Source organism: Catonella morbi ATCC 51271 (genome assembly GCF_000160035.2).
GTDB classification, from domain to species: Bacteria; Bacillota; Clostridia; order Lachnospirales; family Lachnospiraceae; genus Catonella; species Catonella morbi.
This window is the reverse complement of the sequence record NZ_KI535366.1, coordinates 420,112-435,906: the sequence shown is the minus strand read 5'-3', so window position 1 is coordinate 435,906 and position 15,795 is coordinate 420,112. Positions and strand designations below refer to the sequence as shown.

At 36.2% G+C, this 15,795-nt stretch carries 12 protein-coding genes; 8 read left to right on the top strand and 4 right to left on the bottom strand.

The window, feature by feature from the left end; genetic code table 11:
- Positions 1-6: 6 nt before the first annotated feature.
- The 4 genes from GCWU000282_RS02000 to GCWU000282_RS01985 are packed head-to-tail and all read left to right on the top strand — an operon-like array spanning position 7 to position 6,797.
- Complete coding sequence (locus GCWU000282_RS02000) at positions 7-3,609, top strand: DUF5717 family protein (protein ID WP_023353317.1); 3,603 nt, start codon at positions 7-9, stop codon at positions 3,607-3,609.
- 2 nt (positions 3,610-3,611) lie between these two features.
- Positions 3,612-4,868 carry a DUF5716 family protein gene (locus GCWU000282_RS01995; RefSeq protein WP_023353316.1) on the top strand — a complete coding sequence of 419 codons (1,257 nt, stop codon included), beginning with the start codon at positions 3,612-3,614 and terminating at the stop codon, positions 4,866-4,868.
- Complete coding sequence (locus tag GCWU000282_RS01990) at positions 4,856-5,698, top strand: hypothetical protein (protein WP_023353315.1); 843 nt, start codon at positions 4,856-4,858, stop codon at positions 5,696-5,698. Before GCWU000282_RS01995 ends, GCWU000282_RS01990 begins: the two co-directional genes overlap by 13 nt.
- On the top strand, positions 5,682-6,797 hold the full coding sequence (locus GCWU000282_RS01985; RefSeq protein ID WP_023353314.1) for an AAA family ATPase: 1,116 nt from the start codon (positions 5,682-5,684) through the stop codon (positions 6,795-6,797). Before GCWU000282_RS01990 ends, GCWU000282_RS01985 begins: the two co-directional genes overlap by 17 nt.
- 56 nt (positions 6,798-6,853) lie before the next feature.
- Here GCWU000282_RS01985 and aroC read toward each other — a convergent pair whose 3' ends face one another.
- From aroC to GCWU000282_RS01970, 3 genes are read right to left on the bottom strand one after another with little or no spacing between them, the layout of a single operon-like run.
- Positions 6,854-7,975: a chorismate synthase gene (gene aroC, locus GCWU000282_RS01980; RefSeq protein ID WP_023353313.1), complete on the bottom strand. Its 1,122-nt coding sequence runs from the start codon at positions 7,973-7,975 to the stop codon at positions 6,854-6,856.
- A gap of 17 nt (positions 7,976-7,992) precedes the next feature.
- A complete protein-coding gene (locus tag GCWU000282_RS01975) occupies positions 7,993-8,361 on the bottom strand; it encodes a hypothetical protein (RefSeq protein WP_023353312.1) in 369 nt (122 codons plus the stop codon).
- A 12-nt stretch (positions 8,362-8,373) separates the two neighbouring features.
- Entirely contained in the window at positions 8,374-8,613 is a 240-nt protein-coding gene (locus tag GCWU000282_RS01970) for a hypothetical protein (protein ID WP_023353311.1), read from the bottom strand.
- 163 nt (positions 8,614-8,776) lie between these two features.
- Here GCWU000282_RS01970 and GCWU000282_RS01965 point away from each other — a divergent pair, with 163 nt between their 5' ends.
- Positions 8,777-10,579 (top strand): aminopeptidase P family protein, encoded by a 1,803-nt coding sequence (locus GCWU000282_RS01965; protein ID WP_023353310.1) that lies wholly within the window; start codon positions 8,777-8,779, stop codon positions 10,577-10,579.
- On the top strand, positions 10,579-10,989 hold the full coding sequence (locus GCWU000282_RS01960; protein ID WP_023353309.1) for a GNAT family N-acetyltransferase: 411 nt from the start codon (positions 10,579-10,581) through the stop codon (positions 10,987-10,989). The genes GCWU000282_RS01965 and GCWU000282_RS01960 overlap by 1 nt, the downstream gene beginning before the upstream one ends.
- Positions 10,990-11,038: 49 nt before the next feature.
- Here GCWU000282_RS01960 and GCWU000282_RS01955 read toward each other — a convergent pair whose 3' ends face one another.
- Complete coding sequence (locus tag GCWU000282_RS01955) at positions 11,039-11,794, bottom strand: SDR family NAD(P)-dependent oxidoreductase (protein WP_035039016.1); 756 nt, start codon at positions 11,792-11,794, stop codon at positions 11,039-11,041.
- Between the two features lie 201 nt (positions 11,795-11,995).
- Here GCWU000282_RS01955 and GCWU000282_RS01950 point away from each other — a divergent pair, with 201 nt between their 5' ends.
- Together GCWU000282_RS01950 and GCWU000282_RS01945 are read left to right on the top strand one after the other, a co-directional pair.
- The gene (locus GCWU000282_RS01950; RefSeq protein ID WP_035039013.1) at positions 11,996-12,457 is read left to right on the top strand and encodes a hypothetical protein; all 462 of its coding nucleotides are present in this window, start codon (positions 11,996-11,998) and stop codon (positions 12,455-12,457) included.
- A gap of 8 nt (positions 12,458-12,465) precedes the next feature.
- Positions 12,466-15,795: calcium-binding protein (locus tag GCWU000282_RS01945; RefSeq protein WP_023353306.1), on the top strand; the 3,330-nt coding region annotated here is incomplete at its 3' end.

The window sequence follows — 15,795 nt, the reverse complement described above, 5'->3', positions numbered from 1 at the left end:
AGGCTAATGGAGAAGAAAATAGAAGAATTTGCGGTAGAAAAATTTGCTTTTGAACTGCCGGAAGTATTAGTCTTACCTTCCTTTTTAAATCTTTCAATTAGAACCGACACTGGTGCTGTCGGTTCTTTTAAGCTAAGGTATAAGGATGATGTAAAATATCAGAATAGAAAAATAAGAGGTTATATTACCTGTAATGATTACAGATTCAAATTCGATCTTCTGACGTTTTCAAACAATGAAGTGGAGGTTGATTATGAATTTGACGGAAGAGGACTGGAAGCGGGGCAGGAGTATAATGGGAATATCCATCTCATCACTGATTGTGGGGAAATAAACATTCCGTATTATATAAGTATTAAAGAGGCGGGAATAATAACGGGAAACGATGAAATAAATAATATTTATCAATTTATTTCTCTTGCAAAGAATGATTTTGAACAGGCAGTAAAAATATTCTATTCCGATGAATTTGAAAAATTTATACTTAAGGATAAGGAAGAAGAAAAGCTGGTAAGAAAAGGACTTCTTGCAAATAAGGATAAAAAAAGAGCTTTGGAAGAATTTCTGTGCTATACCAAGAGCAAGCAGCCTGTAAAAATAACAATAGATAAAACTGTCTATAATTATCACATATCGGGAGTACCGATTAAGGATAAGATAATAATTAAAAAGAGCGGTTGGGGATATTTTAAAGCAGACATTATCACAGAAGGCCAATTTATAAAGATTAATAAAAAGGAACTTACCGATGATTTATTTGAAAATGATATTTGTGAACTTGAAGTGGTTATCAATCCTGAATGTGTAACAGTTGAAAAGGCATATGGAAAGGTGATTTTTCATACTGTAGAGGAAGATATCTGCGTAGAACTTAAACTGATAAATACTTCGGTTCCTCCTGAAAAATTTTCAAGCAATAAAAAAAGATTTGAATATATCAAAAAACTCATAGAGGAATATTTTTCATACCGTATGGGAGTAAGTACGGTGAAAAATGTTACAACTACTATGAGAACAGCTTTATATGGTATAGGTCTGTCCGGTAAAGACAGTGAAATAGTTGACTATGTTAATATTTATCTTGACTTAATAAATAAAAATGAGGCTCAGGCCAAGCAAGAACTGTTAAAGCTTAATGCGGGTAATTTATCTCCTTTATTCAGATTATTGCATATTTACTTTGAGTACCGGCTTGCAAGAGAAGAAGAGAAGGACGGGTACAGAAGAGAAGTAGAAAAACTCATAAATATAAAGGGATATCAGGTAGGTTTGTATTTTCTTATTCATATGGATGGAAGATATAAATTAAATTTAGAGCGAAGATTGGAATTCATTAAAGAACTGTATAATACCAATTTTCATAGTGCTTTTTTACTGATGGAAGCCTGGAGCATATATAAATCCCAACCGGATTATTTTAATAAGCTGGACCCTTTCGCAATACAGGCAGTGAACTGGGCTGTAAAACATGGATATTTTATGGGCAAGCTTGTTACGGAGAAATTTGTGGTACTGGCCAATGCTTTGCGTGAATATAATCCGCTTGTACTGAAATTATTGAAAGAAGTGTATAAAAACTGGGGAGTTGAGGAGGTTGCACAGGCAATCTGCGCACAGCTTATCAGGAAAAACGATATAGAAGAAGCAGATCATGAATGGTTCAGAATAGGTGTAAGACGAGGAATCAAACTGACCGGCATCTTTGAACTTTATATGAGGACAATGAAGGATGATACGGATGAAAGGATAGAACTTTCTGTATATTCCTATTTTCTCTATGATAACACCCTGAGTACAAGTAAGAAAGCTTTGCTATATTCATATTTAATTAATAACAGAAACAATCCGGATTTTCAGGATATATATAAGGAATATCTGAACCGGATTAAACAGTTTGCATCAGAACAATTAAAGAAAGGTGAGATTAGCACCAATCTTGCGCTGGTATATAAGACAGTATTTAAGGATAGTGTATTTCTAAATGAGCACTATGCTTATTTGCCGTTGGTTATTTTTAAGAAAAAATATATATGCAAAAATAAGAACATACAGTTTCTGACAGTTTATAACAAAGGGCTTATGATAGGTTCTTCTTTCAAATTCATAAATGGAGTTGCTTTTGCGGATGTACCCGGAGAAACTTCCGTGGTAATGGTGGCTGACAAAGAAGGAAACTTATATCCGGCTGAAAATTTTTGCGTTCCTGAGAATCTTATAAGTTATTACGATTATTTGGACGGATGCTATGAAGCCGGGAATAGAAGCCTGATGGAACTTCTTACTGTGGTTGCCGAAAATGATAAATATCATAGGGAAAGCAAACATTTGAATGAAATATGTGAGGAATTGCTTAAAAATAAAACTGTGACGGAAGAATATAAGTATTTCATCAGAGGAAAGCTTTTGGAGAATTATTTTGCGGCATCAGAGGGTGAGAAACTGGAAACCGTACTTAACAACTATGATTTTTCCAAGGCAGGAACAAAACTTGCCGAGCAGGCTGCCAATATTGCAATTATAAGGAATGTTTATCCTTTGTCTTTGGAAGCATTAAGGATTATAGACCGGAATAAAGTCAATGCGGGGAAACTTGCCAAGGTCATTTCTTCGTATATTAAGGATGGAGATGAAATCAGAAGAACCGAGAATTATTCACTTATAATATCTTTAGCCTATAAATTGATGACGGACAAAAAGGCTGATGATGAAATAATGATCTTTATAAGGGATAATTATGAGGGTGGAGTGACAGAACTGGATGCTATTTATAAGGAATTGAATGACAGAAATTTGCTTACAGCCGACTTTGCATCAAGAATGATTCAACAGATGTTATTTTCAGAGGAGATGGCAGTTGATTCTGATGAAATTTACAAATACTATGAGCAGTTTAATGAGGAAATAATAAATAAGGCATTTTTATCTTATGTGTCATACAAACGGCTTGTAAGAGATATGAGATTGGGAAAATATTTTGAAAAATGCATTTATGAAGAGGCATATAAAACCCAAAATACTTTATTTATCATTACATATTTAAAGATTCTGAGTGAAAAAAAGTTTTTATCGGATGAGGAGAAAGATTATATTGCAGTTTGGGTAGAAAAGCAGGTTGATGATGGTATAGTGCTTCCGTTTTTCAAAGAATTTAAGAATAAATGCAGGCTGCCGGCTGAAGTTGAGAACTTGAATTTTGTGATGTGTTATGCAGATAATGATGATGAGGTAACCATAAATTACAGAATTTTATCTTCAACCGATGTAGGAGATAAGGATTTCATAGTTGAATGTATGAGAAATGTATATCAGGGAATCTTTGTAAAAGAGTTTTTGGTTTTTGCTGATGAAGTAATACAGTATTATATTTCTGTCAAGGAAAAGGATGAAGACGATGCAAGGATTATTAGCAGTGATAAGCTGGTTATTAAACAGGATGTTTTGTTTGAAGAAGCTCTTGGCTTAAGCCTTTTCTCGCAGATAAATATGATGTATGTGTGTAAAGATTTATCGGATGAAAAAACACTTAAAGAGTACATGAAAAATTATGTGGTTCAAAGAGGAATAATAGCTGAAATTTTTTCTGATGAAGCTGTAAATGAGGAGTTTTAATAATGATGGAAGAAACCGGACTTTTGGTTGGAATGGATATATGTGAAGATTTTATCCAATTAACTTATTTTGACAGTAAGCTTCTTTCACCTGAATCAGTCAGCAGAGAGGAGGGGGAAGAACAGTATCTTATACCTACAAGGTTTGCATACAGAAGAAATAAGAACGAGTGGATAATCGGAGATGAGTTGGATGATGAAAATCCTGAAGATATTACTGAGATAAAAGACTTTGTTAATACTATAACAAACAAAGAGAGAATTAAAGTCTATGACAGGGTTTATGAAAGAGATAAACTGATGCAGATTTTTATTCAGTCAGTATTAAGGATACTGAATATTTATCATCCGTTTAAAGAAATAAGGCATATTGGCATTACTTTTCAAACCGTAACAAAGGAAATTGCCGAGATGATGGCTTCTTCCCTTAAAGGACTTGGAATTGAAAGAGAAAATTATATTCTTTTAAATCATGATGAGGCATTTTTATACTATACAATCAATCAGGAACAGGAACTCCCGGCAAATGATACTGCTTTGTTTGAACTTGAAGAAGATGGACTCCATTTCAGAATTCTGTCTATTGATAAGCAGTCAGAGCAGATGATGGCTAAAATAAGCAGAAAAGAAAAATCTGAAAAGCTTACAAAAGAAATGGTGGAAGCAGATAGAAAGGAAAGCAGTAATATATTCTATACACTTTCACTTATGGCGCTGGAAGACCATGTGGTTTCGACAATATATGCTGTGGGAAGAGGTTTTATAGATAACTGGGGAGACGATACTCTTAGGAAGTTGTCTCCCGGAAGAAGAGTGTTCAGAGGACAGAATCTATATGCCAAGGGAGCCTGCCTTGCTGCGAGAGACAGGACATTGGATGAACCTGCGGATATAGTTTTGATGGGAGAAGACAGGACAACAGTCGGTTTTTCGATTATGGCTGTTAAAGATGGAAGAATGAGAGAAGTGGTTCTTCTAAAACCTTGGATTAAGTGGTATGAAGCAGAGACGGAAACGGACATTATCTTAAAGGGAGAAAATGAACTGGGCATACTGATTAAAGATTATATTACCGGGAAGATAAGCCGAAGATTTATTTCATTTTCGGGAGTGAATGCCTCAAAGTCGGGAATGACCAGAATTAGGCTGTCTTTAAAGTTTAAGGATAGAGATACCTGCATTATAAAGGCTGCCGATCTTGGCTTTGGTGTTTTGGTTCCTACCACAAACAGAGTTTGGGAGTTGATATGGGAAAAGTAATAATATGTAGCGGGAAATTGGCAGTAAATCCGTATATAGTGGAGGAAACAGAAAAAAAGCTATACTCTGTGGAGGAAATCTGTCACTATGTCAGCACTAATATATATAGTATAGATTTAGAATTTTTCAGCCCTGAACTTATTCGGTTTATAAGAGAAGAGTTGGAACTGCCTGAAGTTGCAAATAAGTTAAATAACCTGATAACCGGGAATTACAGTATAAATGATGTAATTACGGCACTTTTTTGCGGTTGTGACCTGTACAGCAAAGAAGAAATCCTCGAAAAAATCGAATTGGTTAAATCATTAGCCAATATGCCTGCCTGGGAGAGAAGAGCTTATATAGGGTATAAAAAACTGGAGGAAAAAAAGTATTTAATTGCATTAAAGTACTTTAGAGCAACCCTTAAAGAAGAAAACATAGCTGAGAAAGACTATGGAATAATACTGAAGGCGGTTGGAATATGTCTGGTTCATGTATCGTCATTTAAAGAGGCAGCGGATTATTTTTATAAATCATATAAATATACACATAATCCTAAAGTGCTTGAACTTGCGGTTCTTGCACTCAGGCTGGGGAGTCATGGCAAAGAATTCACCGAAAAGGTGAGTGAGTTTACGAAGGATGAGACGGTGATTGCCGAGGCGGACAAAGTATGGAAGGAAGCTGAGAAGCAGGCATTAAATGGGGAGAGTGTAAGGAATATTGAAAATATTTTTGAAAAGCTTAAAACTTATAAAGTAACAGAGGGATATAAAGAAATAGATAAAAAACTGGAAGAATTTAAGGCTGAATACAGGGAAGGAGCTTGGAATGGGCTTATTTCATAAAAAGGATAAGGATAGCAGCCGGATTGAAATAAAAGAGGATTACGATAATGAAGTCCGCACGCTTTGTGAAACTATTGACAATGCTAATCTTCAAATAAAAATAATCAGGAAAGAATACGATGAAGTGAATCGTTTTCTTCAAGATGCCCAGATAATTGATGATTTACCTGCCGAGCCAAAGGAAGAACTTGTTGAGGTTGCAAAGCATATACTTGAACTTAGAAAAGATATAACAAAATTAAACAGCAAACGGACTGAACTTACCGAATTTGAATTTGGCATAATGGAGAAATATGAGGACGTGTTGCCTGAAGAGATTAAACGCTTGAAAAAAGAAGAGGAATATGAGCTTGTAATAAAAAGTGACCTAAAGAAACTTTCGGGAGAAAAGGCTGTACTAAGATATGAGGAAGAAACAGAACTTGGCAAAAAGTCATTTTTAAGTAAGCTTGGTATGATATCGGGGATAGTTATAGGCTTACTTTTGGTTATGTACCTTACTCTTTATATAGTTTTTGATACTTTTGCAGACGTTGCATTTTTACTTACTGTTATCGGAGGAATTTTTATGGCATTTTATATATTCCTGGAAACCGATAAAAACTCTAAAGCCTTGAAACTAAATGCTGCTAAGGAAAATAAGCTTATATCTCTAACCAATACAGTTAAAATAAAATATGTTAATCAGAAGGCCTCTTTGGATTTCAGCCATGACAAATATGCCGTAAACAATGTTATGGAACTTGAATACAGATACAATCAGTACAGAGCCTACAAAGAGGATGAAATGAAACGCAAGAAGGCATCTTCAACTTATGAGTTTTATAATAATAAATATAAAGAGATTCTTAACGAATACAGGGTGCATGATGCGGAAGTCTGGTCTTATCAGGCGGATGCGGTTGTAGACCGTAAAGAAATGGTTGAGATAAGGCATAAGTTAAATGACCGCAGGCAGAAGATAAGAGAGAAGCTTGAAAAGAATGCCAATATTATAACTGAGTCGGGAGTAAGGCTGACTGAGATAGGTGAGAAGTCTCCGGAACTGAGTGTAATGGTAAACGGAATGATGGAGCTCTATGGAATCGGAGCTGCGTAAGATATAGGGTAAAAATAAAAGCTGAAGATGCAAGAGTGCAGGTTCAGCTTTTTACTCTATTTCTTGCCATAAATTTTCTTCAAATTATCAAGTCTTGAAACTGAATTTTGAAGCAATAAATCAGCAAGTACAAGGGCTGTCATAGCTTCTACCACAACTACTGCACGGGAAACCACAATAGGATCGTGACGTCCCTCTATATTTATTTCGATTTCTTCTAAGTTTTTATTAACAGTGTGTTGTGTAGCAGCAATTGAAGGAGTAGGTTTGAAAGCTGCTCTTACTACAAGAGTAGAACCATCGCTTATTCCACCAAGCACGCCTCCTGAATGATTTGTAGCCTTAGCTATTTTGCTGTCTTTTAATATGAATTCATCATTATTGCTAAGACCGGTGCTTCGGCTTGCTACAAATCCGCTACCTATTTCAACAGCTTTAACCGCACCTAAAGAAAAGAGTGCCTGTCCCAGCTTTGCATCTAACTTATCAAAAACAGGTTCACCAAGACCTGTAGGAAGTCCCTTGGCTATACATTCTACAACACCGCCTGAAGAGTTTAATTCTTTCTTTATATTGTAAAGATATTCTTCTGCTTTTTTTGTTGTTTCTTTATCCGGCATAAAAAGAGAGCTGTTAAGTACGGCTTCTTTGGTTATATTTTCTTTATTATCAAGTACTTGTTTTGGAAGGGTGATATCCCCTATTGAGTGTGTGTAAGCAAGAACCTCTATACCGAACTCTTTAAGTAACTTGGCGGCAACCGCACCTGCGGCTACCCTTGCAAGAGTTTCCCTGCCTGAAGAGCGTCCTCCGCCTCTGTAATCTCTGAAACCGTATTTTTCATCAAAGGTATAGTCAGCGTGCCCGGGGCGGTAGTATCCGGCTATTTTATCATAGTCTTTTGAGTGCTGGTCGGCATTTCTAACCATCATAGATATAGGAGTGCCGGTTGTAAGTCCGTTAAATACACCTGAAAGAATTTCTATTTCATCAGCTTCCTTTCTTGATGTGGTAAAATCATTGGCTCCTGGTTTTCTTCTGTTCATATAAGGCATAATATCATCTTTACTAAGTGAAAGCCCTGCGGGACAGCCGTCTATAACCACTCCGAGTCCCGCTCCATGCGATTCTCCCCAAGTGGAGATATGGAATAAAGTACCAAAATTTGAACCTGCCATACTTACCTCCTGAAATTTTATAGTTTGGAAAAAATGATTCTATCATATGCTCCATTTTTCTTATCTTCTGGGTGAGGCTCAAGACCTATTATTGTAATTTCATTAGGATTTGGACCATATACCCAGTACATTCTCATTGCATTACTTTTATTATTTTCTAAATATGATTGCCATACTTTCATTCCGTATCTCTTTGATAAAGGTTCAATCTCATGAGTATTTAAACTTGGATATTTAGAGTCATTTGATAGTTTTTTTATTGCATTTCCCCATTTTTGATAAAGTATTTTATCACTTTTACTTATTGTACCATTGCGATAGCTTGCTTGTAGTTTATTCCATGATTCTTCCATTTCAGGAATTCCCATGCGTATAAAAAATGCCATTATATTTCTCCATTAGAAGTCTGATAAATCAATAGGTTCAGAAATTTTGCCTGATTTGAAATTATTAACTGCTTTATCCATATCTTCTAATGTTTTTACAGAAATTCCATCAGGAATAGTTAATTCTCGAGGTTCAAGAACAATACATCCATTATCATATTCTTTTACATTATAGTATTTATATAATGCTCCCCTAAGAGTAATTCTTTTTTTACTATCAATATGAACTGTGTAATCTTTTACTGCTGTCATAGTTTATACCTCCTAGTATAAGTAAGGGTGGGATATCCCACTAATTTTATAATATACTTTGTAATAGTATATGTCAAGATGAAAATCAAGGCTTTAAAAAACTACCCTATTGTGTTAGACTTTTCCTATAAAAATTAGTTCCATCTAATGCAAGGAGGACAAAATGGAAGTTAAAGAAAAATTGGCAAAATTAAGAGAAGGAATGTCAGCATCAGGAATTGACCTTTATCTCATACCTACTGCTGATTTCCATGAATCGGAATATGCCGGAGAGCATTTTGGAGTAAGAAAATATATGTCAGGTTTTACAGGTTCAGCCGGTACTCTTTTGGTAGGAAAAGAAAAGGCTGCACTTTGGGCAGATGGCAGATACTTTATTCAGGCAGAAAGAGAGCTTACCGGAAGTACTATAGAGCTTATGCGTATGGGTGAAGAAAATGTTCCTACTATTGAGAAATATATAGAGGACAATATACCGGAAAATGGAGTGCTTGGCTTTGATGGAAGAGTTATAAACTCTGCCTTGGGTAATAAGCTTAAGAAGGCTATAGCTAAGAAAAATGCGGATATTAAGTATGATAAAGACTTAGTTGATGAATTCTGGACAGACAGACCGGCACTTTCTGTTAAACCGGCATTTTTCCTTGAAGAAAAATATTCAGGAAGACCTGCATCAGACAAGCTTGCCTTTGTAAGAAAAACAATGAAAGATGAGGGAGCGGATGCCTTTGTGCTTACTTCCCTTGATGATATAGCATGGCTGTATAATATGCGTGGAGATGATATCCCTTGCAACCCTGTAGTGCTTTCTTATACAGTTGTATTTATGGACAAGGCAGTACTTTTCCTTAATGAAGCAGTACTTAATGACAAGCTTAGAGCTGAATTCACGGCAAATAATGTAGAAATAATGCCATACAATGATATTTATGAATATGTAAAAGGTCTTAAAGAATGCAAGAAGGTAATGCTTGACGGCAAGAAGGTAAACTATGCAATCTATAGCAACATACCTGAAAATGTAGAAAAGCTTGACAAGACAAATCCAACAACACTTGAAAAATCTAAAAAGAATTCTACAGAGATAGAAAATATTAAAAAGGTTCATGTAAAAGACGGAATCGCTATGGTAAAGTTCATTTACTGGGTTAAGAAGAACGTCGGCAAGATGAAGATTACAGAGATTTCTGCAAGTGATTATCTTGAGGCAAGAAGAAGAGAGCAGGAAGGCTTTATTGAACTTTCCTTTGATACTATAGCTGCATATAATGCAAACGCTGCAATGATGCATTACTCAGCTACTCCTGAGCATGATGCCGAGCTTAAACCTGAAGGCTTCTTCCTTGTAGATTCAGGCGGACAGTATTATGAAGGAACTACAGATATTACCAGAACCATAGTGCTGGGACCTGTTAAGGATGAGTGGAAACGTGATTATACCCTTACTCTTAAAGGGCATATGAATCTTTTGAATGCAAAATTCTTATATGGGTGCACAGGTATCAATCTTGACATACTTTGTCGTGCTCCGCTGTGGAATATCGGTATAGACTACAAGTGTGGTACAGGTCATGGAGTTGGTTACCTCTTAAATGTACATGAGGCTCCAAACGGTTTCAGATGGAAAATGGTTCCTGAAAGAAATGACAGTGCTTTACTTGAAGAAGGCATGATAACTACAGATGAGCCGGGTGTTTACGCAGAGAACAGCCATGGTATTAGAATTGAAAATGAACTGCTTTGTAAGAAGGATATTAAGAATGAATATGGACAGTTTATGTGCTTTGAGTCTGTAACCTATGCTCCTATTGACAAAGAGGCTATTGATGTAAATTATCTTGAAAAGAAAGATATAGAGCAGATAGATGCTTATCACAGACTGGTATTTGAGAAACTTTCACCTCATTTTGAAGGTGAGGAGTTAGCTTGGCTTAAGGAGGCTTGTGAGCCGATTAAGGAGGACTAATGGAAGTTATACTTAAAGAATACGCAGGATATAATGAAGAAGAAATTCTCGGATTATATGAAAGTTTAGGCTGGACAAATTATACTGACAACCCGGCATTGCTAAAAAATGCTTATTTGAATTCACTTAAGATATACGGGGCCTATGTTGATGACAAGCTGATTGGCATAATCAGGGTGGTTGGTGACGGATTTTCTGTAATCTTCATACAGGACCTCTTAGTTCATCCTGAGTTTCAGAGAAAAGGAGTTGGCACGCTTTTGTTAAAGAAGGTTCTTTGTGAGTATGGGTCTGTCTACCAGAAGCATTTAATAACCGAAGATACTGAAAAGACCGAATTGTTTTATAAATCACTTGGCTTCGTAGACAATAGCGATATTGGGTGTAAGGCTTTTTCTAAGTATAATTAAATAAATAAGAGGAAGTAAAGGTTAATCACCAATACTTCCTCTTATAATCTTACATAAATTTACTTCTTTGTATCCTATAGCTTATTTTAGTAAGCAGGTTAAAAGGTAAAAATTTAGTTCCAAAGGCTGCAAGGGCTATCAGGTTATCAGAGAAAACTACAGGCTTTCTTCTAAACATAGCTCTTAAAGCCCTTTTTGCACAGGCTCTCGGAGTAGCGGTTGCAAATTCCTTAGAAGCACCTGCCCTGGTAAAAAACTCTGTTTTCATAGGTCCCGGGCAGAGAGTAGTTACAGATATGGATTTTCCGCTATGCTTAAGCTCTTCATTAATGGCGGCAGAAAGGCTTAATACATAAGCTTTTGAAGCATAATAAGTAGAAAGCAGAGGCCCCGGAAGAAAGGCTGCGATACTTGCGACATTAAGTATATAGCCTCTTTTCTGTGTTTTGATAAATTCTTTACTAAGAAGGGTAAGGGCTGTAATATTTGTATTGATTAAATCTGTATTTTCTTCATTTGAAATATTGTGAAATGCCTTAAGTATGCCAAAGCCTGCATTGTTAATAAGTACATCTATATCATTTTTATAACAATGTTCTGCAAGCTTTTCCACTTCTGAAACTTTAGATAAATCAGCAGGAAATACCTCGACATTTATCTTGTACTTCTTCTCCAAAACTTTCTTAACCGACTCCAGTCTGTCTTTTCGCCTTGCACTTATAATCAAATCATAGCCATTTACAGCAAGCAGTCTTGCAAATTCTATGCCAAGTCCGCTGCTGGCACCTGTAATTAAAGCTAACATAAATTTCCCTCCGATGAAAAAAATTATAAATATCCAAAGGTATTGTAGCATAAATTTTGATTATATAACAGATATGAAATTACGAAATTACTGTAAATTTTTTTGGTCTCAACATTAGGTATTTTAAATGTAGTTGACATTAATATAGTGCTTATGATATAAACCAAATATAAAAATTAAACCAAAATGGGAGGAATGAAAATGGGTTTTGTAAATGACTACCTAACAGTTGAAGAACAGGAAATGTTTGAGAAAAGAGCTATACCTATGGGAGTATGGTGGCAAGGAAAAGGAGCAATATTGGGGTGTGATCTACCTAATAAGGTAAGATGCACGATTGATCGCGAAAACCATGTTTACCTGTTTAACCTAGGAAAAGATCATAGTACGTATGATCTCGATGTGGAAAATTTTAAAATGGTATGGGATTATTTAGGGAAAAACAAAGGAATAGCATTCACAATGAAGCGTGAGTTTGTTGGTGAATATAAATTTGGTATTGGAAACGATATAGTATGGAATAATTTTAATCTCTATTTATCTGATGAATTGTATCCCAAAAGAGAAATTATAGTAGATAAAATTAAGGAAGCTATGCGAACTTATGGTACGGGTGGAGGAGTTGGTACGAAACCAAAGTATAAGATAGAATTTGATTTTTAGAGGTGAATATGAGAAAGTATAAGTTTGACTTCAAATCTTTGATTTCAAAATATGATGTAAATAAAGTAGGTCTTAAAGATATATTGCAGCTTGCAAAGAATGTTTCGATTAATAAGATTGTTGATGATTATAAAGAAATGCCGTTTTGGCATACTGATACAACATATCTGTACAGTGGCAGAGTAACTATAAATGATATATCTATTAGTGCTGGTGATATTGCAAATGCATTTGATAATGCAAGGACTTTGGATAAGACGGTTGCAGCGAAATTTTTTAATAGCGATGAATATATAGACCTATTAAAATCTGCATTAAAAAATGATATAATTAACGGCACATTAGATTTGACTTTGATTGAAGGTGGCATTAGAAATCCATTGGATTTGACGAAATTAAAAGGAATTTTAGCAGGAACAAATCTGAATAGCCAAGACATAAATGAAGCTGTGAATATTGCAATAAACGGCTTCAACTTTGAACCAACGAAAGGTCCATGGGCAATAATATCAGAGAGATTTATAGAAGCTACTCCTGTTACCTCAAAAATACAGTCTATTGTCCCGGAAGCTGATACGAACAGAACTTGGGGTCAGGTTGAAGTACCAACTATGCTTGAAAAACTCAGTGATGGACATAAGATTGGGGACACAACAGCTGGTGATTTGAAGAAACTCATAAAGATTGTTAATGGCGACAATAACTATTATGATGTGTACAAAGCGTTGCTGCATCAGTCTTCGGACTTTACTAAGAGTTCATTATCAAGAGGGGATTCGTTTATACACTATAACAGTGAAGGGGAATACGCTGGCTTTGATTTAGTTGGAAAGACTCAGATTCCAAGGGATAATTACTTTATTTCAGTCAAAGACCTTAAGCAACTTGAAAGTGATAAGACAGTTCAGGCAGTATTCGGTGCTGACTATGACAAGTTTAATGCCGCACAGAAATTACAGGCAAGAGAGATTTTTGGATATGTCAAACAGATATCAGCTTCTGATGGTGTACCGGTTCAGGAGGATATATTGTTACGCTATATGCAGGCAACCAATAAGACGGCTGACAAGCTAGATGATATCGATAGAACTATGCTGAAACTTGCATATAATATTGGAGACAAGACAAGTCCTGCTGCTAAGTTGTTAAAAGCACTGTCAAAGTTTAAAACTGTAGCTAAAGTTGGAGCTAAGGCTTTAAAGGTAGTCAGTATTGTAGGCGATGCAAAATTGGTAATTGAACTTGGCTTACAGGCAAAAGAGGCCTTTGAACAGGGGGATACAAAAAAGGCCGTAACGATGCTATCAAGGGCTGCTGTTACGAAAGTAGGCAGTGCCATAGGTGGCACCATGGTAACCAGCCAGATAGCACCTTATTTTATGGGACTTGGAGCTGCAGTTGCGGGAGTTCCGGGGCTTTTTGTGGGTGCATTTATTGGAGGTGCAATAGCCTTTGGTGTCACAGAGAAAGTTGTTGAAATTGTATATGATGTCTCGTATGCATTAGGTGAGGAGATATATGCATTAGGTGAGGCGACATACATTTTCGCAAACTGGCTTCTCGGAAGTCTTATAGATGACGGAACCAGAGGCAGAATGGAAGCCCTTGTTACACGGGCGGCAGGAATACCGGGTAGAATAGATCCTCTTGCCCTGGATCTTGATGGAGATGGTATAGAAACTACAGACGTGAAAAATGGTACATACTTTGACCTTGATAACAGTGGATTTGCTGAAAAAAGTGCATGGATTAAAAGTGATGATGGAATACTTGTACTTGATAGAAATGGTAATGGAAAGATAGACGGTGGAAAAGAGCTTTTTGGAGACCAGACAGTTCTTAAAAATGGAGAGAAAGCTTCTGGTGGATTTCAGGCACTGGAAGAACTTGATGACAATAAAGATGGGAAAATTGACTCAGCTGACAGCAAGTTTTCTGAACTGAAGGTGTGGAGGGATCTAAATCAGGATGGACAATCTTCAGAAGAAGAGCTTTTCAGTCTGGATGAGCTGGGAATAAAAGCGCTTAATCTTGCAAACAACAATGTAAATTCAACCGATGCCAATGGAAACATAATCTCACGTGTCGGAAGTTATGAAAAAACAGATGGCAGTACAGGAACTATGGGTGAGTATCTGCTTAACAGAAGTACAACAGATACGACAAATGATAAATGGCTGAAAGTTCCGGAAACATTAGCTTCAATGCCTGATGTTATGGGCTTTGGAAATGTACACTCATTAAGGCAGACAATGATAAGAGATGAAAGCGGAGAGTTACAAGAACTTATAAAAGAGTTTTCAAATGAAGTGGATATTTCAAAGCGAAACTCCCTTATGGACAGGATATTATTTAAATGGACAGGTTCCGAGAATATTGCTCCTGACAGTAGGGGTAATAATTTTGATGCAAGAAAACTTGCCGTGCTTGAAAAATTTAATGGAAGAAGTTATGTTGGAATAGGTGGAAGTACCCCGGTACCTCAGGCTGTACCACTGCTTAATCAGGCTTATAATGAACTTGCAGAAAAGGTTTATGCAAAACTCATGTATCAGACACATTTTAAAGAGATTTTAGGAAAAGTAAAATATGCTTTTGATATGGAATTGGGTAGAATTACTGTAAGTGGAGATGAGCTTAGAAGTGTAGTGGAAAGAAAGATGGCTGAGAATCCCGGTAAGGAAGCAGAGATTTTATCTGAATATTCAAGGGTGGTAAAAAGTGCAGGCTTAATAAAGAATCAGGACTTAATTAACTTTAGAAATTATTTTGCAGATAAGTCAGAAGAATATGCAGCAGCAATAGATCTGTCAGGAATTGGAACAATCTTTAGAAGTTCGTCTTCTAATGAAAATGGAACTATAACTGATGATATAATTTCTGGAAGCAGTGCAAATGATTCAATAAATGGAGATGCAGGAAATGATATTATTTATGGAAAAGAAGGCAATGATACCATTTATGGCGGTAACGGCAATGACAGCCTGAACGGCGGAGAAGGAGACGATTCGCTATATGCTGATGTAGGAAATGACGTCCTTATCGGCGGAGCAGGAGATGATACACTGGTTGGCGGAGAAGGAGAAGATATCTTAGACGGTGGAGCAGGAAATGACAAACTGTATGGAGGAAATTCTAACGGCTATTCAGTAGGAGGAAATGACACCTACATCTTTGGAAGGGGATATGGAGTAGATACAATAAGAGATGCAGATACCACGGAAGGCAACCTTGATGTGATAAAGACGAAGGAAGACATAAAACCTGGAGATATCCTTATAAAAAGAACCGGCAATAATCTTGAACTGATAGTAAAAGGAACATCAGACAAGCTGATA